Here is an 18,359-nt window from a genome sequence, read left to right on the forward strand (position 1 = left end):
ACAAGCGCGGCGGAACAAGCGCCGCTACCCGGCGTAGAACCGGCGATGCGCGTCGTGACCCTTGCCGAACCGGACGATTTCGATGGCTGGCGCGATGCAGCGCGCGGCCTGCTGGCTGATGACGTGCCCCCCGACGACGTGGTGTGGCAGGTCGGCAGTGCCCCCGCCGACCTGTTCGGGACGGTGCCACCGGATCCTCCTGCAGCATCCGCGCCGCGGGCTGCCTCTACGACCGTCTCGGTCCCGCGCGCGTTCCTCGATCTTGCCCGCAGCGTCATCCTCGGCAGCGATCCGGAGCGGTTCGCGTTGCTCTACACGCTGCTTCACCGCCTGCGCCGCGAACCCAAGCTGATCGAGGATCGGGCCGATCCGCTCGTGCGACGGCTCGACCGGATCGCCAAGGATGTCCGCCGCGACATCCACAAGATGCGCGCCTTCCTGCGCTTCCGCGAGGTCGAGGAGGAGGGCGCGACCCGGTTCGTCGCCTGGTTCGAACCCGATCACCACATCGTCCGCGCCAATGCCGCCTTCTTCGTCAACCGCTTCGCGAGCATGCGCTGGTCGATCCTGACCCCCGAGGTGGCGATCCACTGGGACGGGACGATGCTCAGCGAAGGACCGGGTGCCAAGAAGACCGACGCACCCGAGGGCGACCCGACCGAAGAGGTCTGGAAGACCTATTACGCCAGCACCTTCAACCCCGCGCGCGTCAAGATCGGCGCGATGTTGAAGGAGATGCCCCTCAAATATTGGAAGAACATGCCCGAAACCGATCTCGTCCCCGGCATGATCGCCACCGCACAGGCGCGCGAGAGCGGCATGATCGAGCGCGCCCGCGACGTCGTCGGCGGCAACAGCATGATCGCCTGGGAGGCGCTGCGCGACGAGGCCGCGGGCTGTACCCGCTGCCCGCTCTACAAGCCCGCGACCCAGACCGTGTTCGGCGAGGGACCGATCGACGCGCCGCTGATGTTCGTCGGCGAACAGCCGGGCGACCAGGAGGATCTTGCCGGGCGGCCCTTCGTCGGCCCCGCGGGTCAGATGTTCGATCGCGCGATGGCGGAGGCGGGACTCGACCGCAGCCGCGCCTATGTCACTAACGCGGTAAAGCATTTCAAGTTCGAACAGCGCGGCAAGCGGCGCATCCACGCCAAGCCCGGCGCCGGGGAGATCGAGGCCTGCCGGTGGTGGATCGAGCAAGAGCAGATGCTCGTCGCGCCCAAGGTGACGGTCGCGCTCGGCGCCACCGCAGCCCGCTCGCTGTTCGGCAAGGTGATGACGATCGGCAAGGAACGCGGCCGTGCGCTGCAGCTTCCCGGCGGCGGCGAGGCATGGATCACCGTCCATCCCAGTTACCTGCTGCGCCTGCCGGACAAGGTTCAGGCCGACGAGGAATATGCGCGATTCGTCGAGGATCTGCGTATGGCCGGCGCGCGCCTGGCCTAGGCGAACCGATTGGCCCTTCCCTTCGTGCGCCGCATCGCGCAAATCCCCGCGCCATGTTCGAAAAGATTCTGGCCGTGCTGGCCACCTTCACGATCTGGGTGATCTCGTCCGGCGGCTATGTTGGCATCGCGATCCTCATGGCGATCGAAAGCGCGTGTATTCCGCTTCCATCCGAGATCATCATGCCGTTCGCCGGCTATCTCGTGTCGACCGGCCGGTTCGACCTGTATCTCGCCGCGACAGCGGGCGCGATCGGGTGCAACCTCGGCTCGATCGTGGCCTATGAGGTCGGCAAGCGCGGCGGTCGACCGATGGCCGAGCGCTGGGGTCGCTATGTCCTGATCGGCCCGGGCGAGCTCGATGCAGCAGACCGGTTCTTCGCGCGCTGGGGCAACATGGCGGTGCTGATCGGGCGTCTGCTCCCCGTCATCCGATCGTTCATCGCCTTTCCGGCGGGTGTCGCGCGGATGAAGCTTGTGCCCTTCCACCTCTACACCTTCATCGGCTCCTGGCCGTGGTGCTTCGGGCTTGCCTGGGTCGGCATGAAGCTTGGCGACAAATGGGACAGCGACCCGCGTGTGAAGGCCGCCTTCCACAGCGCGGACCTGCTGATCGGCATCGTCCTGATCGCGCTGGTCGGCTTCTATATCTGGCACCGCGTCCGCGGGCTGAAGCGTCACCCGTAACCACGACGCCGGGCAAGCGCGCAGATCGTCGTCAGACGTCTGCACGCAAACCAGTCGCGGCAGCCTAGGGGAGGACGGGCACCTCGGCTGCGCGCTCCTTGTTTTCGCGGCGCGCTTCGCGAACGCGCTGCCCGAAACATCCGGTTGCGCCGCCAGGGCCGACGGTCGAGCAGCTGCCGATGCTGTTCGCACCGACACCGGTGCCGAGCGTGCCCTGCGCCTTGGCCGCCCAGCTCTCATTTTCGGGCGTTACGGCGAATTCGCGCAACTCCTTGGGGACGCGATATTGCTCCTGCGCGCTGCGACGCACGCAGATGACGATTTCCTCGCCCTGTGCATTGGTCGGGCAGCGCTCGTTGCCGAACAGCGTGAGCACGCCGTTGACCGGGGCGCTGCGCGACACCTCGCCCGGCGCGGAGGCGGGCTTGGCTGCGGGGGCACCGGGCTTGGCCGGTATGGTCGCACCCGACGTCACCGTCTGTGCCGCCACCGGGCCGGCGACCAGCAAGGCCGCCGCCATCATCATCCTCATACGCACCACTCCCATAATCCGTATCTGTTGGCCGACAGGATCGGCGATCGTCGGTGGCCCTAGGCTGAACGCCGCAACGCCACGCGTTTCAGTCCCAACGGCCGGCGCCGCGGTCAGATCCGTTTCGCGGTCGCGATCGCGACCTTGCACCCCAGCCGGATCAGCGCGCTCATCACCGGATAGCCGGGGGTTTCTTCCGCCCCGGCAGCGATCGCGGTCGCCTTGTGCTCCAGCTCCTCGGCCTGGAAATCGAGGATCGCCGCGCTCAGTTCTGGATCGCTGTCGCCCAGCGTGACGAGCTGCTCGGCATAATGCTTGTCGATCTCGGTCTCGACCGCCGCGGTGCAGGCCATCGCGGCACGCGGGCTGATCGCGGCCGTGACCGCGCCGAGCGCGAAACCCGCGACCTTCCAGATCGGCTGCAGCACGGTCGGCCGCACACGCCGCTCGACGATCATCCGGTCGAAGAAGGCGCGGTGGCGCTCCTCCTGCTGCGCCATGTGATGGATCAGGCGCGACGACGGATGCCGGTCGCCCAGCACCGCGAGCTGCCCCGCATAGATGCGGATCGCGCCATATTCGCCGGCCTGGTCGACGCGGACCATCGCCTCGCTCGGATGCTTGCGATCGCCCGGCTTCCAGCCGGTGCCGCGCGGGACGGTCGGGATCGGGGTTGCGGTGGTCATCGTGTCTTCCTCATCAGCACGAAGATGGTGATCGCGCCGCCCAGGGAAAAGATCGCGTTGAACCCGGCGAGCGAAATCCCCGCCAGCGACCACTGCGCCGAATCACAGCGCACCATCGGCGCGTTCATGATCGCGGCGAGCCGTTCGGCCGGCGTCGTGCCCGCCATCGACACCGTCGTGGTGCAGGCGGTGATGCCGTTCCACCAGTGATATTCGACCCCGGCATGGAACAGCCCGATCGCGCCGCTGATCCCGATCAGCAACGCCGCGACGAGCACCAGCGAGGCGCGCAGCGAGCGCTGCGGCACCACGAACGTCGCCGCCGCGAGCAACACCGCCGAATAATGCGGCCAGCGCTGCCAATGGCACATCTCGCATGGATAGAGCCCGCCCAGATATTGCGACCCGAGCGCCCCCAGCAACAGCAGCAGCGGCAGCACGAGCGCGATCGACCGGGCGATCTCCTCGTTCTTGGTCATCCCCAGCCCGCGGCGTACGCTCACTTGACGGGTGCCTTGGTCGCGGCTGCGACCTGCGCGGCGCCGCCGAGCCGGGCGACCGTCTTCAGCGCATAATAGAGCTGGAAGTCCTCGACCCCCTGCTTCTTCAGCGACTCTGGCGTCGCCGAGAAGCGCGGATCGTCCTTCGTATCTTCCTCGAGAACCGCATTGTCGGCCTTCACCTCGTTGATCAGGTGACGACGCAGGTCGGCCTCGCGGAACACCGGGCGCGCCTTGTGATCGGGATCGCTGATCTGCGGCACGCGGATATCGGGTTCGATTCCGCCCTCCTGCACCGACCGACCCGACGGCGTGAAGTAGCGCGCCGTCGTCAGGCGCAACGCGGTCTCGGGACCGAGCTGGAGCACGGTCTGGACCGATCCCTTGCCGAAGGTGCGTTCGCCCATGATCAGCGCGCGGTGATGGTCCTGCAGCGCGCCGGCGACGATCTCGGAGGCCGATGCGGTCCCCGGATCGGTCAGCACGACGACCGGCAGGCCATGCGCATCGTCGCCGGGCTTGGCGTAGTAGCGCTCGATGTCGGTCTTTTCACGACCGCGCTGCGATACGATCTCGCCGTGGTCGAGGAACGCGTCGCTGACCGCGATCGCCTGGGTCAGCAGCCCGCCACCATTCTGACGCAGATCGACGACATAGCCGAGTGGACGATGCCCCAGCGACTTGTCGATCGCCATGATCGCCGCGCGCGTGTCCGCGCCGGTATTCTCGCTGAAGGTGTTGATGTTGATATAACCGACATCGCCGCGGACTTCCCATTTCACCGGCTTCTGGACGATGATCTCGCGCAGCATCGACACGTCGAGCGGCTTGTCGCGACCCGGCCGGACGAGCCCGAGCGTGATCTTGCTGCCGGGCTTACCGCGCATCTGCGCGACCGCCTCGTCGAGCGAATCGCCGTAGATCAGCTTGCCGTTGATATGCGTGATGTAATCGCCCGACTTGACGCCCGCGCGCGCGGCGGGCGAGTCTTCCTGCGGCGTCACGACCTTGATCGCGCCGTCCTCCATCTGCACCGTCAGGCCGAGGCCGCCATAATTGCCCTCGGTCATGATCCGCAGATTCTCGTAATCCAGCGCATCGACATAGCTCGAATGCGGGTCGAGGCTTGCGAGCATGCCCTGGATCGCGCCCTTGATCAGCGTCTTGTCATCGACCTTGTCGACATATTCCGCCTTCACGCGGTTGAAGACGTCGAGAAACTGGTCGAACTCGCGATACGTGTCGGTATCGACCGCCGCCATCGCCGAGGTGGCCAGCGGCACGAGGGTCAGCGCGCCGAGGATGGCGGTAGCGGTAAGGATCGGACGTGGCATCTAAGGTCCTGAAACCGGGGGAAGGCACAGCGTAGCGGTATAGTGCGCGCGGAGCAAAGCCGCGACGGTCTTCGCGGTCTGGCGAATGGACGCCCGACCGGTTCGTCGTTGATTAGCCGATCAATGCGGCCGCGTCGACGGGTCGCCCGCGCCGCCGAAGCTCGACCGTGATCAGCGGATCCTCGCCCCCCGGCGCGGTCCCGATCCGCGATCCGGCGGCGACGTGGACGCCCGGTTTCACCCCGGTGTCGGCAAGCCCGGTCAACAGCGTCGTCCAGCCATCGCCATGATCGAGGATCACGATCCGGCCGTAGCCGCGAAACGCCCGGGCGTAACGGACGATGCCCGCCGCCGGCGCGACCACGCGCGCGTCCGGCGCGACCGCGAAGGTCAGGCCGCGCGATCGCACGCCCACATCGGACACCGCGTCGAAGCCGGTGACGAGCCGACCGCGTACGGGCAGGCGATAGGCACCGCGGACACGGGCCGCGGGGATGCTGCCGGGGGCAAGCGGGCGCGGCACCGGCCCCGCCAGCGCCGCCAGGTCGAGCGCAGTCGCCTCCGCGCTGCCCGACTCGGCGAGGCTGTCGACCAGGTCGCGCGCGCGCTCGCCCAGCGCGATCGCGCGATCGGATTCGCCGATCGCGCCGCGCCCCAGTGCCTGGCTGCGACGGCGATGCGTCGCCTCGAGTTTGGCGAGCGCGACGCGTTGTGCCTCGAGCCGGATCCGTCCGTCACGCAGCGCGCGTGCCGCCTGCGCTGCGCCCGTCTGCAGGCGCCGGGTCCGTTGGAGCGCGGTGCGCACCGCGTCGGCCCGCAGCCGGACCGCAGGCAGGGCGGTGCCCAGAACCGCACGGACATGGACGAGATCGTCGACCGATCCGGGCTGTGCGACCGCGACGATCGTCGGCCGGCGCGCGAGCGATTGCAGCGCCGCCAGCAACCGCGCGATCGGCGACTGGACGACGCCCAGGGCCGCGCGCTGTTCGGTGAGCAGCTGTTCGAGGATCGCGAGGCGGATTCGCGCGGCGGCGATATCGGCGCGGGTCGCGTCGATCCTTGCCGCCATTGCGCGCGCTTCGGCCTTGGCGCGCTCGGCAGCGTCGCGCTCCTGCGACGCGGCGGCGGCCAGACGCTCGGCGCGTATCGCCGCGATCCGCGCGCCGCGTCTCGCCTCGATCAGTCGCTGCTGCGGTGTCGCCGCCGCACTCGCGCGCGGGGTGGCGGCAAGACCAAGGGCGACCGCTGCGAACAGCAACAGCACCGCCGATGACAGGCGCGATGACGCGGTACTCCGCATCGTCAGCCTTCGCGGTGATACGGGTGGTTGGCCAGGATGCTCGTCGCGCGGAAAAGCTGTTCGGCGAGCATCGCCCGCGCGAGCAAATGCGGCCAGGTCGCGCGGCCGAAGGAGACCAGCAGGTCGGCCTCGTCGCGCGCGGCGTCGTCGAAGCCGTCGGCCGCACCGATCATGAACCGGGCCTCGCGCACGCCGTCGTCACGCCACCGCTCGAGCACGCGCGCGAACGCCATGGACGACAGCACGTCGCCCTTTTCATCGAGCAGGATCCGCCGGGTCTGGTCGCCGACCGGGGGAATCCGTCCCCCCGTGTCGGGAAGCTCGGACACCTTGGTCGGCCAGGCGATCCGCTTCAGATAGCGATCGACAAGTTCGGCTTCGGGCGATCGCCCGATCCGGCCGCGGGCGACGATATGCAGCAGCATCGCCCGCGCACCCGGATCAGTCTTGGTCGGACAGGTCGGCGAACGGAGCGGTCGGTGGCGTCGGCGCATCGCCGAACGCCCACATCCGCTCGAGATTGTAGAAGCTGCGGACTTCGGGGCGGAACAGGTGGACGATGATGTCCGTGGCGTCGATCAGGACCCAGTCCGCGGTCGGCAGCCCCTCGATCTTCACCGGACGCTTGAACTCGGCCTTGATACGCTCGGCCAGCTTCTGTGCCATCGAGGCGACCTGGCGGGTCGAACGGCCGCTGGCGATCACCATGTAATCGGCGATGCTCGTCTTGCCCGCGAGCGGGATCGAGATGGTCTCGACCGCCTGGTCGTCGTCGAGCGACGCGAGGATCAGGCGATGCAGCGCCTCAACCTCTTCGGGGTCGGTCGCGCGAGGGGCAGTAGGGGAAGTGGCCAAGTCAGCTCCTGGGTCAGGTTACCGGCCCGGCAACATGCTGGAACCAGTCGGGATTTTCGGCGCGCAGGCCGGTTGCGGAGGTCGGGTCGGGTCGGAAGCGCAACAGCACAAGGGCCGGCAATCTCCACGTCGTCCAGCTCTTCGCATGGTCTGTGCGCCGTTGGAAGCGCCGCAGCCAACCCATCGCGGGGGCCGCGAGGGCGCGCCCGTCATATCCCGGCCGAGCGATTACCGCAATCGGAACCTCGCGGGCGATCGCGCGCCAGTTTTTCCACCGGTGGAAGTCGGCGAGATTGTCCGCGCCCATCAGCCAGATGAAGCGGATCTTCGGATGGCGTCGCCTGAGCTTGCGGATCGTGTCGAGCGTATAGCGGGTGTGCAGCCGGGTCTCGATATCGGTGGCGCGGATCGGGGCGCGCCGCGCCATTCGCCGGGCAGAGGCGATCCGCGCCGCCAGCGGCGCCATGTCGCGCGCCGCCTCTTTCAGCGGATTGCCCGGCGACACGAGCCACCACGCCTCGTCGAGCGCGAGCGCCTCGATCGCCGACAGCGTGATCGCGCGGTGCCCCCGGTGCGCCGGGTTGAACGATCCGCCGAGAATGCCGACGCGGGTCATGGCGTCACGCGCGACGCCGATCGGCCCGACACCTCACCCGCGCACCTGCCCCGTGCCACGCCCGATCCACTTGTAGGTCGTCAGCCCCTCCAGCGCGACCGGGCCGCGCGCGTGGAGCCGCCCGGTGGCGATGCCGATCTCAGCACCCAGCCCGAATTCGCCGCCATCGGCAAACTGGGTCGAGGCGTTCCACAGCACGATCGCGCTGTCGACCTGCGCGAGAAACCGCTCGGCGACGTCCGCATCGGCCGCGACGATCGCATCGGTATGGTGCGACCCGTGCCGCGCGATATGCGCGACCGCGCCGTCCAGTCCGTCGACGATCGCGACCGCGGCGATCGCGTCGAGATATTCGGTATCCCAGTCCGCCGCGTCCGCCGCCGCGATTTCGGGCACGAGCGCGATCGCAGCCGCATCGCCCCGCACGACACAGCCTGTATCGGCCAGATGGCGGATCAGCGACGCCGCGCCAGCATAGCCGCGGTCGATCAGCAGCGTCTCCATCGCGCCGCAAATGCCGGTCCGGCGCATCTTCGCATCGACCACCACCGCCGCCGCCATCGCGGGGTCCGCGGACGCATCGACATAGACATGGTTGATCCCGTCGAGATGCGCGAGCACCGGCACGCGCGCCTCGGCCTGGACGCGCGCGACCAGGCTCTTGCCGCCGCGCGGGATGATCAGGTCGATCGCGCCGTCTGCCTTGAGCATCGCGCCGACCGCCGCGCGGTCGGTGGTCGGGACCAGCTGCACCGCGTCCGCGGGGACCCCGCCCGCGGCCAAGCCCTCGATCAACGCGGCGTGGATCGCGCGATTGCTCGCCACGGCTTCCGATCCGCCGCGCAGGATCGCGGCATTGCCTGCCATTACGCACAACGCCGCGGCGTCGGCGGTCACGTTCGGCCGGCTTTCATAGATGATCCCGATCACGCCGATCGGTACGCGGACCCGGCTGAGGACGAGGCCATTGGGACGTGCGCGCGAATCCATGATGTGGCCGACCGGATCGGCGAGCGCGGCAACCGCGGCGACGCCGTCCGCCATCGCCGAAATCCGTCCGGGATCGAGCCGCAACCGATCGAGCAGCGCCCCCGACAGCCCCGCGGCGGCCGCGCGCGCCATATCCTCACGGTTCGCCGCCTCGATCGCCGCCGCTGCGTCGCGCAGCGCCGCCGCCGCAGACACCAGCGCCGCGGCCTTGCGCGGAGTCGGCAGCGCCGCGAGCACGCCTGATGCGACGCGCGCGCGCGCGCCCATGTCGGCGATCAGGGTTTCAGAGTGCGTCTCGGCGTCGGGAAGGTCGGTCATGCCATCCGACTATCACGCCAAACCGACTCGCGCCAACGCCCGGGCTGCGTTACGCTTGCGTTATGAACGGGGACATGGGGGCAGCGGCGGACATCGCCACGAGGGCATTGGTCGGACGCGCGTTCGAACCATGTGCGGGCGAATCGACCGCAATCGGCAGGGCGCATGCAACGGGCGCGCTCTGTCTCAATTGCGGCACCGCGCTGATCGGCGCGCACTGCCATGCCTGTGGTCAGGCCGCGCATGTCCACCGGTCGCTCGGCGCGATCGGGCATGAGATTGCGCATGGCGTGTTCCATTTCGAGGGCAAGATCTGGCGCACGCTGCCGCTGCTCGTCTTGCATCCCGGCACGCTCACCCGGCGCTACGTCAATGGCGAGCGCGCGCGGTTCGTCTCGCCGCTCGCGCTGTTCCTGTTCACCGTCTTCCTGATGTTCGCGACGATCGGCGTGGTCGGTGGCGAGATAACCGAGCAGATCGCCGCCCCCACGACGCGCGACCGCGCCGAACTCGCGCGCGGTCTGGGCGAGGCCCGTGGCGAGCTTGCCCGCGTCGAGCGGGCGCGCGCGGTCGCGGCGCGCGCGGGTCAATCGACCACCGATCTCGATACGCAGGCGCTCGTCCTGCGCGGCAGCATCCGCGCGCTGACGAGCGCAAGCGGCACGGCCAAGCGTGACACGGACGACTTCACCTTCACCGACGTGAAGAAGACCGGCTGGCCACTGCTCGACCACGGCATCGCCAAGGCGAACGCCAATCCGGGCCTGATGATCTACAAACTTCAGTCGAGCGCGTATAAATATAGCTGGGGGCTGATTCCGCTCTCGGTGCCGTTCATGGCGCTGCTGTTCCTGTGGCGCCGCAAGCACCATCTCTACGACCACGCGATCTTCGTGACCTATTCGCTGGCGTTCATGATGCTGCTGGTGATCGCGCTGATGCTCGGCGGCATGGCGGGACTGGCGAGCGGGTGGATCGTGATGGCGGCGTTGCTCGTCCCGCCGGTCCACATGTTCGCGCAGCTCCGTGGTGCCTATGCGCTCGGCAAGGTTTCGGCGGGATGGCGCACCGTCGCGCTGCTCACCTTCGCGTTTACTGTGCTAATTGCGTTCGTCGTGCTGATCCTGCTGCACGGCCTGACGGAGTAGACGTGGACGCCAGCGGTTGCTCGGCTTCGCCTCAACGAGCCCCTCCCCGCGTCCGGCTTACCCGATCACCGACACGGGTATAAATTCGCCAGCACGCGCGCATAGCCGTCCTTCAACGGCCGCTTCTGATAACTCGCCGGCAAGTCCGACAGGCCGTCGAGCATGTCCATGATCCCCACCGACTCCCCCTCGGGGACGCAGGCGATCGGCGGCTTGCCTGCCGCGGCGCGCGCCGCACGCTCGGCCTTCAACTGCGTCGTCGCGGCCTTCGCCTCGGCCTTCAGCGCGGGAAAATCGGGCGACATCAGCGCCATCGGCCCCTGATCACGCAAAGCATTGGCGCGGGCGAGAAACGTCCCCACGGTCATCGCCGCGGACGCGGGCATCGCCATTCCGCCCACGAGCATTGCGGCGATCACGGCCTTGGGAAGCACATACGACATGGGCGGCCTTTCCGAAGAAAAGACCGCCCATGGAGGCATTTAGCTGACTAGCCGCTGAACCGGATCAGGCACCCAGCGGGGTCGGCGTTCCGAACGGCCCATTGGGTCGCCGGGTCTTGGGGATCGACGTCCCCGCCTTTGGTACGAGGCTCGCCTTCGCACCCGGATCCGGCCGGTCGAGATCTTCGCCAGCGATCAGCTGCTTGATCTCGTCACCCGTCAGCGTCTCATATTCGAGCAGCGCGCCTGCGACCGTGTGGAGCTGGTCGACATGATCGCTCAGCACCTGCTTGGCACGATCGAGACCGCCTTCGACGATCCGCTTGATCTCGTCGTCGATCAGCTGCGCGGTCTGGTTCGACATGCGCGACGGACGGCTCGACGAATAACCGAGGAACGATTCACCCTCGGGCTCGCCATATTCTAGCGGCCCGACCTTGTCCGACATGCCCCAACGCGTGACCATGTCGCGCGCCAGACCCGTGGCGTACTGGATGTCGCCGCTCGCGCCCGATGAGACCTTGTCGTAGCCGAAGATGACTTCCTCGGCGACGCGGCCGCCCATCGACACCGCGAGGTTCGCGTACATCTTGTCGCGGTGATAGCTGTAGCTGTCACGCTCGGGCAGACGCATGACCATGCCCAGCGCACGACCGCGCGGAATGATCGTCGCCTTGTGGATCGGATCCGAGGCAGCCTCGTGCATCGCGACGACGGCATGGCCGGCCTCGTGATACGCGGTCATCCGCTTCTCGTCGTCGGTCATGACCATGGAGCGACGCTCGGCGCCCATCATGACCTTGTCCTTGGCCTCTTCGAACTCGGCCATCGCCACCAGGCGCTTGCCCTTGCGCGCCGCGTGCAGCGCCGCTTCGTTGACGAGGTTGGCGAGATCCGCGCCCGAGAAGCCTGGCGTACCGCGAGCGATGACACGGGCGTCGACGTCGGGCGCCAGCGGCACCTTCTTCATATGCACTTCAAGAATCTTGATCCGGCCCTCGATATCCGGGCGGGGCACGACGACCTGGCGATCGAAGCGGCCCGGACGCAGCAGCGCAGGGTCGAGCACGTCGGGACGGTTGGTCGCGGCGATGATGATGATGCCTTCGTTGGCCTCGAAGCCGTCCATCTCGACCAGCAGCTGGTTCAGCGTCTGCTCGCGCTCGTCATTGCCGTTGCCGAGACCGGCGCCGCGATGACGACCGACCGCATCGATCTCGTCGATGAAGACGATGCACGGCGCGGACTTCTTGGCCTGCTCGAACATGTCGCGCACGCGGCTCGCGCCGACGCCGACGAACATCTCGACGAAATCAGAACCCGAGATCGTGAAGAACGGCACACCAGCCTCGCCAGCGATCGCACGGGCGAGCAGCGTCTTGCCGGTACCCGGCGAGCCGACCAGCAGAGCGCCCTTCGGAATCTTGCCGCCGAGACGGGCGAACTTGGTCGGGTCCTTCAGGAACTCGACGATCTCCTCCAGTTCCTCACGCGCCTCGTCGATGCCCGCAACGTCGGCAAAGGTGACCTTGCCTTCCTTCTGCGTCAGCATCTTCGCGCGGCTCTTGCCGAAGCCCATCGCGCCAGACCCGGAATTCTTCTGCATCTGCTTCAGGACGAAGAACGCGATGCCGAGGAACAGCAGGAACGGCAGCGACTGATAGAGGAGCAGCGCCAGCATCGATGGTCCTTCCTCAGGCTTCGCGCTGATCGCCACGCCCTTTTCGCGCAGCTTGGGAACCAGCGTCGCGTCCTGGATCGGATAGGCCTTGAACTTCTCGCCGCTCGACAACGTACCCGAGATGATGTCGCGCGAGATGTTCACGTCCTTGACGGTGCCCTCGTCGACCTTGTCGAGGAACGCCGAATAGGCGATCGTGTTGCCGCTCGAGGTCGCGGTGCGGCCGTCGAACATGGTCACGAACAGCGCCAGCGCGACGAGAATGCCGACCCATATGAGCAGGCTCTTCATCCACGGGCTGCCATTTTCGGGGCCCTGTGGCTTGTTGCCGCGGTTGTCCCCTCGATTGTCATTGTCGTTCATGGGTGCCGGATACCTTTCGAACCTACAAGATAAGCGCGCGCAGGTTAATGGCAATGGAACAAGCCGCGACTTGGCAGCAATCAATGTGTCCGCGCGGGACGAATCTACACCGAGCGACGCGGCGGCGCGGGGCGGAAGCGCCAGACGCCCGCGCGGGGCGATGCGATCACTCCCGCCTGAGTCGCGCGCTTGCCCGCGATCAACGCATCGAGCAGCCGTTCGATATTGACCGCCGCGCTCCAGTCGCCCTCGATCGTGGCGGCCGCGTCCTGCTCGGCACCGTTGCGGGCGGCGTCCGTGACCGCATCGCGCACCACGCCGATCGCGCGCCGGACCATGCGACGCAACAGCTCGCGCGGCACGTCGCCGACCGTCAGCCGCACCTCGCCCGCAGCGACTTTCGCACGGTCGGCCCAGAGCCATTCGACCGCCGCGCGAACATCGGCATCCGCCTCCGCCAGCGCCGCCGCAGCGCGCGCCAGATTGGGGGTGCCGAGCCATTCGTTCGCGCCGAGCAGCCGGCGAAACCGTGTGCGGTCATGCCGATCATCATGGTTCGACGGGTCGTCGACGAACGGCACCTCGGCGCGGCGGACGATCGCGCGAAGCTCCGCCCGACGCCAGTCGAGCAGTGGCCGGATGACGGGGATGCCCGCGACCTCGGTCCGGGCGCGCACGCCCGCCAGCCCCGCCAGCCCCGATCCGCGTGCGGCGCGCATCAGGAACGTCTCGGCCTGGTCGTCGGCGTGGTGCGCGGTGAGCACGCATCCCGCACCGATCGCGCGCGCATGATCGGCGAGCAGCGCATAGCGGACGGTGCGCGCCTGCGCCTGAATGCTCGCCCCGGTGATCGGCTCGGTCGGTGCCAGCGTCGCGTGGCGGATGCCGAACGTCGCGCAATGCGCCGCCACCATCGCCGATTCGCCCGCGGCTTCGGGGCGCAGACGATGATCGACGCTGGCCACGGTGAAACCGGTCCCGAGCGATTCCTGCGCGAGCGTCAGCATCGCCATGCTGTCGGGTCCGCCCGACACCGCGAGCACGGGCGATGTCAGCCCCGCGCCAAGCCTTGCAACCTCCGCTGCAAAACGCTGGGCCTCCTCGGTGAGGACAGGATCGCTCATCCTGCCGGCCACCACACGCCGCGATGCACGCTTACTTGCATTTGGCGGCGGCGCGTCCGGCAGCGACTTTGGCAGTCATGTCGCGTGAGAGCTTGGCGCCATAGACGTCGTTGAGCTCGTCATACACCTTGCACGCATCGGCGGACTTGTTCAGCTTGGTCAGCGACTGGCCGAGATAATAGAGGCTTTCGGACGCCCGTTCACCATCGGGCATCTTCTTGTAATTGTCGTAGAAGGCCATCGACGCGAGGCTCGGTTTGCCCTCGTCGAGATAGGCGCGGCCAAGCAGATTCTGTGCATAGCTCGCGCGCCGGTCCTTCGGATAGGTCGCGACCACCTTCTTCAGCTGCGTCTGCGCTTCAGAATAGTTCTTCGCCGCCCACAGCCGATAGCCGTAGAGATACTCGTCCTCGGCCGGATTGCCGGTCGACGGCTTCTCGACCGCGTTTGCTGGCCGCGCGGCGGCGGTGGCCCCCGATGGTCGCGCGGGAGGCCCGGCGTCCTCGTCCGGCCCCCCCGTGCCCTCGACGGCCGATCCGGCTGCACCGGGCGCAACGTTCGTCCGGGCGGCCTCGATCAGCTTCATCCGGTCATCGGTCGCGCGCCGATAGGCGTCGAACTGCTCCTGCAGCTGACGGATCTTGTACTCGGTCTGCTCGACCTGTCCAGTCATCGACGCGATCTGCTGTTCGAGCGAGGTCACGCGCTGCGCCAGATCGGCGACCGCGCTGGTGGCGGGCGTGCCGGGACCGGGGCCTGCGGTCGTCTGCGGACCCGTCACTTCGGGCTGCAACAGCTGCCCTGCCCCGCCCGGGAACACCTTGCGCTGAACCGCGCGCATCTCGCTTTCGAGCTTGCCGACACGACCTTCGACGTTCGACTGCGCGGATGCCGCGACGGGCAGCGATGCACCGGCAAGCAGGATGCCGACGATGATGGACTTATGCATGGGCTATACCCCCCGGGGCACTGGATAAGACGAGCGATATAGCTGCAACATCATTCCTGTCGCCAGCCTTAAGGCGTTCCCGATGCATTGCCCGGCGCCCCCTCGGCAGCGGCATCGCCACCGCTCACGGCAGGCGCGCCGTTGAGCCGTGCGGCAATCGCCGGGGCGCCGACGCGGACGTCCTTGATCGCGCGTTCGCCGGTTCCCAGCGGCGGCACGTTCGAGCCGTTGAGCGTGACCGTCAGCTTGTCCGGGCGACCGACATTGATCATCGGATCCTTCGCGTCGCGCGGCACGTCGAACCGGTCGCCGGCCTTCATCGTCCCCAGATACAGCGTCTTGTTGTCGGTATCATAGACACGCATCCACACCTCGTCGGTCGCGGCAAGCGTCACCTGCCCGGTCTCCAGCGCCGGCGCCGCGGGCGCCGCTGCGGGGGAGGCCGGCGTCGGGCTGGGCACTTCGGCGACCGTCGCCACCGATCCCGCCGCAGACCCGGACGTGGTCGCGCCGCCACGGAACAGGTCGGTGCCGTACCAGATGCCGACCAGGATCAGCACGGCCAGCGCGATGCCGAGCGCGATCACCGCCACGCCGCGCGAGGGTACGCGCGACGGATCGGACATTTCATAGGGTTCGTATTCGGGCGTGCGGCGCACGATCTTGCCAAGCTCGGCGCGCACGAGATTGGCCACCCGCACCTCGTCCGCGCCAACCGCGCGCGCATAGGCCTTGGCGAACCCGACCGCATAGGTCGACGACGGCAAGGTCGCGTAATCAGACGCCTCGATCGCCTCGAGATGCCGCAGCGGCACGCGCGTCCGGCCCCCGACATCGGCGATCGTCAGCCCCTGTGCCTCGCGCGTTGCACGCAGGATATCGCCGGCCCGTTCGGGCGAGGCGGGCGGAGGGATCTGCCCGGTTGCGACGTCGTCCATTCTTGTCTCCGATTATGGGCTGTAGCGCGCGCCCATCAAGGCGGGTCATGTTCCAGAGCCAATAACCCATGTCAACGCGAAGGCCCTAGCGAAACCCGCGCGTCAGGCCAGCTCGACACCGTTTTCCGTTGCCCAGTCGGTCAGCACGGCGCGCATGTCGCGCGGCGGGTCGGCGAGCAATGACGACATCTTCGCGGTGATCGCCGCCAGATCGAGCGAGCGCGCCATCGCCTTGATCGGCCCGACCGCGGCCGGCGTGATCGACAGCCGGTCAATCCCGATCCCGGCAAGCGCCATCGCCTCGAGCGGCCGCCCGCCCATCTCCCCGCACACGCCAAGATCGACACCGGCGGCACGCGCGGGCTCGACGAGCCGGGCGAGGAACCGCAGGATCGACGGGCTCAGCCAGTCATAGCGCTCGGCGAGCTTGGGATTGGCGCGGTCGGCGGCAAACAGGAACTGCGTCAGGTCGTTGGTGCCGACCGAGAGGAACTGGATCTTGGGCAGCAGGATGTCGAGCATCTCGGCAAGTGCCGGCACCTCGAGCATCGCGCCGTAGCGGATCGTCGTCGGCAGCTTGCGCCCGCGCCCCGCCAGCCAGCTCCGCTGCGCCTCGAACAGCGCCTTGGCCTCGTCGAACTCCCAGGGCTCGCTGACCATCGGGAACATGACGTTGAGCGTCCGACCGGCGGCCGCCTCCAATAGCGCGCGCGCCTGCACCTTCATCAGCCCGTCGCGTTCGAGCCCCAGCCGCAACGCGCGCCAGCCCATGGCCGGATTTTCCTCATCCGCGGCGGCCTTGTTGAGATAGGGCAGCGCCTTGTCGCCGCCGATATCGACGGTACGGAAGATTACCGGCCGATCGCCCGCCACCTCCAGCACCTCGCGGTACAGCCGCTGCTGGCGCTCGCGCTGCGGCAGCGTCGCGGATACGAGAAACTGGAATTCGGTCCTGAACAGGCCGATCCCGTCCGCGCCGGTGATGTCGAGCGCGGCCGCATCGTCGCGCAATCCGGCATTGACCATCAGCGTCAGCCGGTGGCCATCCTTCGTGATCGGCGGCACGTCGCGCAGCGCCGCGAACGCCGCCCTGCGCTTCTGCCGCAGCGCAAGCCGCGCCTCGAACGCCTCCTCCATCGCCGCGGAGGGCCGCGCGAAGACATTGGCGTCGGCGCTGTCGAGCAGCAGCAGGTCGCCCTCGGCGATCAGCCGCCGGACGTCGCGGACACGGCCGAGCACCGGCACGCCCATCGCCCGCGCGACGATCGTCACGTGCGCGGTGAGCGATCCCTCCTCGAGGATTACGCCCTTCAACCGCCGCTTGTCATATTCGAGCAATTCGGCCGGCCCCAGATTGCGCGCGATCAGGATCGTGTCCTGCCTGAGCCCCATCTGTGCAGCGGTCCCCATCTGGCCCGACACGATCCGCAGCAGGCGGTTCGCCAGATCCTCCAGATCGTGCATCCGGTCGGCGAGCAGCGGATCGTCGATCTGCCGCATCCGCTGGCGGGTGCGCTGCTGGACGCGCTCGATCGCCGCCTCCGCAGTCAGGCCGGAATCGATCGCCTCGTTGATCCGCCGCGCCCAGCCCTCGTCATAGGCGAACATCTTGTAGGTCTCAAGAACCTCCTCATGCTCGCCGCCGACGCCGAACTCGGCCTCGCGCGTCATCCGCTCGATGCCTTCGCGCATCTTGTCGAACGCGGCATAGACCCGGTGCCGCTCGGCATCGGTATCCTCGGCGACGGTATGCTCGATATGGATGCGCGGCTGGTGGAACACGGCAAAGCCCGCGCCCATCCCGTCGACCAGCTTCTGTCCCGGGATCCGCATCGCCGCGGTCGATTGCGGGCGATCCGATCCGCCGCCCGCAGTGTCGATCAGCCCGGCATTGGCGATCAGCTCGCTCAGCACCATCGCGACGGTCTGCAGCGCCTCGATCTCGACGTCCTGATATTTACGCGTTTCGGCATGCTGCACCGCAAGAACGCCGACCGCGCGTTCGCGCCGGATGATCGGCACGCCGGCAAAGCTGTGATAGCGCTCCTCGCCGGTCTCGGGCTTGTAGGCGAAATCGGGATGGCTCGCCGCCTCGTCGAGATTGAGCACCTCGACCTGCTGCGCGATCGTGCCGACCAGCCCCTCGCCCAGCGCCAGCTTGGTGACGTGCACCGCCTCCTGCGCAAGGCCGCGCGTCGCGAACAGCTCGAGCACGCCTTCGCGCAGGAGGTAGATCGAACAGACCTCGCTATCGATCGCCGCGGCGATGATACCGACGACCGAATTGAGCTTGGCTTGCGCGGTCGTGCGCGCGGCCATCACGTCGTGAAGGCTGGTGAGGATCTCGCGGGCGGAGGCGGCGGCCGAAACGGGCATGGGGAGGAGCTACCAGATCAAGCGCTTGGGTGCCACGCAACAAAAGTATTCTTCTGCGCAAGCCCGGTCTATCG

Annotated in this window: 18 protein-coding genes; 3 read left to right on the forward strand and 15 right to left on the reverse strand. The window is 68.0% G+C overall.

Annotated features, from left to right (window positions below; all coding sequences use genetic code 11):
- Positions 1–45: 45 nt before the first annotated feature.
- Positions 46–1,446: a UdgX family uracil-DNA binding protein gene (locus J3A66_RS08805; RefSeq protein WP_209568326.1), complete on the forward strand. Its 1,401-nt coding sequence runs from the start codon at positions 46–48 to the stop codon at positions 1,444–1,446.
- A gap of 53 nt (positions 1,447–1,499) precedes the next feature.
- Positions 1,500–2,132 carry a DedA family protein gene (locus J3A66_RS08810; protein ID WP_183936787.1) on the forward strand — a complete coding sequence of 211 codons (633 nt, stop codon included), beginning with the start codon at positions 1,500–1,502 and terminating at the stop codon, positions 2,130–2,132.
- 64 nt (positions 2,133–2,196) lie between these two features.
- On the opposite strand, the gene J3A66_RS08815 is transcribed toward J3A66_RS08810, so the two are convergent.
- From J3A66_RS08815 to J3A66_RS08855, 9 genes are all read right to left on the reverse strand, one after another.
- Entirely contained in the window at positions 2,197–2,664 is a 468-nt protein-coding gene (locus J3A66_RS08815) for a hypothetical protein (protein WP_209568328.1), read from the reverse strand.
- 113 nt (positions 2,665–2,777) lie between these two features.
- The gene (locus tag J3A66_RS08820) at positions 2,778–3,269 is read right to left on the reverse strand and encodes a demethoxyubiquinone hydroxylase family protein (RefSeq protein WP_209570455.1); all 492 of its coding nucleotides are present in this window, start codon (positions 3,267–3,269) and stop codon (positions 2,778–2,780) included.
- A gap of 77 nt (positions 3,270–3,346) precedes the next feature.
- A complete protein-coding gene (locus tag J3A66_RS08825) occupies positions 3,347–3,829 on the reverse strand; it encodes a disulfide bond formation protein B (RefSeq protein ID WP_031395676.1) in 483 nt (160 codons plus the stop codon).
- 20 nt (positions 3,830–3,849) lie between these two features.
- A complete protein-coding gene (locus tag J3A66_RS08830; protein WP_192071506.1) occupies positions 3,850–5,184 on the reverse strand; it encodes a S41 family peptidase in 1,335 nt (444 codons plus the stop codon).
- Positions 5,185–5,296: 112 nt separating this feature from the next.
- Complete coding sequence (locus tag J3A66_RS08835; RefSeq protein ID WP_209568330.1) at positions 5,297–6,484, reverse strand: peptidoglycan DD-metalloendopeptidase family protein; 1,188 nt, start codon at positions 6,482–6,484, stop codon at positions 5,297–5,299.
- A gap of 2 nt (positions 6,485–6,486) precedes the next feature.
- Positions 6,487–6,909 carry a 23S rRNA (pseudouridine(1915)-N(3))-methyltransferase RlmH gene (locus J3A66_RS08840; protein WP_031395979.1) on the reverse strand — a complete coding sequence of 141 codons (423 nt, stop codon included), beginning with the start codon at positions 6,907–6,909 and terminating at the stop codon, positions 6,487–6,489.
- A 16-nt stretch (positions 6,910–6,925) separates the two neighbouring features.
- Positions 6,926–7,339, reverse strand: a complete 414-nt coding sequence (rsfS, locus tag J3A66_RS08845) for a ribosome silencing factor (RefSeq protein ID WP_031395980.1) — start codon at positions 7,337–7,339, stop codon at positions 6,926–6,928.
- A gap of 13 nt (positions 7,340–7,352) precedes the next feature.
- Positions 7,353–7,955 carry a nicotinate-nucleotide adenylyltransferase gene (locus tag J3A66_RS08850; protein ID WP_209568333.1) on the reverse strand — a complete coding sequence of 201 codons (603 nt, stop codon included), beginning with the start codon at positions 7,953–7,955 and terminating at the stop codon, positions 7,353–7,355.
- A 33-nt stretch (positions 7,956–7,988) separates the two neighbouring features.
- The gene (locus J3A66_RS08855) at positions 7,989–9,263 is read right to left on the reverse strand and encodes a glutamate-5-semialdehyde dehydrogenase (RefSeq protein WP_209568335.1); all 1,275 of its coding nucleotides are present in this window, start codon (positions 9,261–9,263) and stop codon (positions 7,989–7,991) included.
- Between the two features lie 62 nt (positions 9,264–9,325).
- On the opposite strand from J3A66_RS08855, the gene J3A66_RS08860 reads away from it, so the two are divergent.
- Entirely contained in the window at positions 9,326–10,411 is a 1,086-nt protein-coding gene (locus J3A66_RS08860) for a DUF3667 domain-containing protein (RefSeq protein WP_209568337.1), read from the forward strand.
- Positions 10,412–10,476: 65 nt separating this feature from the next.
- Here J3A66_RS08860 and J3A66_RS08865 read toward each other — a convergent pair whose 3' ends face one another.
- The 6 genes from J3A66_RS08865 to ptsP form a co-directional block, all read right to left on the reverse strand.
- The gene (locus tag J3A66_RS08865; RefSeq protein ID WP_236559115.1) at positions 10,477–10,854 is read right to left on the reverse strand and encodes a hypothetical protein; all 378 of its coding nucleotides are present in this window, start codon (positions 10,852–10,854) and stop codon (positions 10,477–10,479) included.
- Positions 10,855–10,918: 64 nt separating this feature from the next.
- Positions 10,919–12,898 (reverse strand): ATP-dependent zinc metalloprotease FtsH, encoded by a 1,980-nt coding sequence (gene ftsH / locus J3A66_RS08870; protein WP_031396187.1) that lies wholly within the window; start codon positions 12,896–12,898, stop codon positions 10,919–10,921.
- Between the two features lie 104 nt (positions 12,899–13,002).
- On the reverse strand, positions 13,003–14,022 hold the full coding sequence (tilS, locus tag J3A66_RS08875) for a tRNA lysidine(34) synthetase TilS (RefSeq protein ID WP_209568339.1): 1,020 nt from the start codon (positions 14,020–14,022) through the stop codon (positions 13,003–13,005).
- Between the two features lie 31 nt (positions 14,023–14,053).
- Complete coding sequence (locus J3A66_RS08880) at positions 14,054–14,971, reverse strand: YbgF trimerization domain-containing protein (RefSeq protein ID WP_209568341.1); 918 nt, start codon at positions 14,969–14,971, stop codon at positions 14,054–14,056.
- A 68-nt stretch (positions 14,972–15,039) separates the two neighbouring features.
- Positions 15,040–15,909: a helix-turn-helix domain-containing protein gene (locus J3A66_RS08885; RefSeq protein ID WP_209568343.1), complete on the reverse strand. Its 870-nt coding sequence runs from the start codon at positions 15,907–15,909 to the stop codon at positions 15,040–15,042.
- Between the two features lie 102 nt (positions 15,910–16,011).
- Positions 16,012–18,285: a phosphoenolpyruvate--protein phosphotransferase gene (ptsP, locus tag J3A66_RS08890; protein ID WP_209568345.1), complete on the reverse strand. Its 2,274-nt coding sequence runs from the start codon at positions 18,283–18,285 to the stop codon at positions 16,012–16,014.
- Positions 18,286–18,359 lie beyond the last annotated feature (74 nt).

The sequence above is a fragment of the Sphingomonas sp. PvP018 genome (assembly GCF_017876865.1).
In the GTDB taxonomy this organism is placed as follows: Bacteria; Pseudomonadota; Alphaproteobacteria; order Sphingomonadales; family Sphingomonadaceae; genus Sphingomonas; species Sphingomonas aerolata.

Excerpts from the sequence above, each read along its gene's own strand:
- J3A66_RS08805 (WP_209568326.1), top strand. The coding sequence starts at position 46 with ATGCGCGTCGTGACCCTTGCCGAACCGGACGATTTCGATGGCTGGCGC.
- J3A66_RS08815 (WP_209568328.1), bottom strand. The coding sequence starts at position 2,664 with ATGAGGATGATGATGGCGGCGGCCTTGCTGGTCGCCGGCCCGGTGGCG.
- J3A66_RS08840 (WP_031395979.1), bottom strand. The coding sequence starts at position 6,909 with ATGCTGCTGCATATCGTCGCCCGCGGCCGGATCGGGCGATCGCCCGAA.
- tilS (WP_209568339.1), bottom strand. The coding sequence starts at position 14,022 with ATGAGCGATCCTGTCCTCACCGAGGAGGCCCAGCGTTTTGCAGCGGAG.
- J3A66_RS08860 (WP_209568337.1), top strand. The coding sequence starts at position 9,326 with ATGAACGGGGACATGGGGGCAGCGGCGGACATCGCCACGAGGGCATTG.
- J3A66_RS08850 (WP_209568333.1), bottom strand. The coding sequence starts at position 7,955 with ATGACCCGCGTCGGCATTCTCGGCGGATCGTTCAACCCGGCGCACCGG.
- J3A66_RS08820 (WP_209570455.1), bottom strand. The coding sequence starts at position 3,269 with ATGGTCCGCGTCGACCAGGCCGGCGAATATGGCGCGATCCGCATCTAT.
- J3A66_RS08880 (WP_209568341.1), bottom strand. The coding sequence starts at position 14,971 with ATGCATAAGTCCATCATCGTCGGCATCCTGCTTGCCGGTGCATCGCTG.
- J3A66_RS08825 (WP_031395676.1), bottom strand. The coding sequence starts at position 3,829 with ATGACCAAGAACGAGGAGATCGCCCGGTCGATCGCGCTCGTGCTGCCG.
- J3A66_RS08885 (WP_209568343.1), bottom strand. The coding sequence starts at position 15,909 with ATGGACGACGTCGCAACCGGGCAGATCCCTCCGCCCGCCTCGCCCGAA.
- ptsP (WP_209568345.1), bottom strand. The coding sequence starts at position 18,285 with ATGCCCGTTTCGGCCGCCGCCTCCGCCCGCGAGATCCTCACCAGCCTT.
- ftsH (WP_031396187.1), bottom strand. The coding sequence starts at position 12,898 with ATGAACGACAATGACAATCGAGGGGACAACCGCGGCAACAAGCCACAG.
- J3A66_RS08865 (WP_236559115.1), bottom strand. The coding sequence starts at position 10,854 with ATGTCGTATGTGCTTCCCAAGGCCGTGATCGCCGCAATGCTCGTGGGC.
- J3A66_RS08855 (WP_209568335.1), bottom strand. The coding sequence starts at position 9,263 with ATGACCGACCTTCCCGACGCCGAGACGCACTCTGAAACCCTGATCGCC.
- J3A66_RS08835 (WP_209568330.1), bottom strand. The coding sequence starts at position 6,484 with ATGCGGAGTACCGCGTCATCGCGCCTGTCATCGGCGGTGCTGTTGCTG.
- J3A66_RS08830 (WP_192071506.1), bottom strand. The coding sequence starts at position 5,184 with ATGCCACGTCCGATCCTTACCGCTACCGCCATCCTCGGCGCGCTGACC.
- J3A66_RS08810 (WP_183936787.1), top strand. The coding sequence starts at position 1,500 with ATGTTCGAAAAGATTCTGGCCGTGCTGGCCACCTTCACGATCTGGGTG.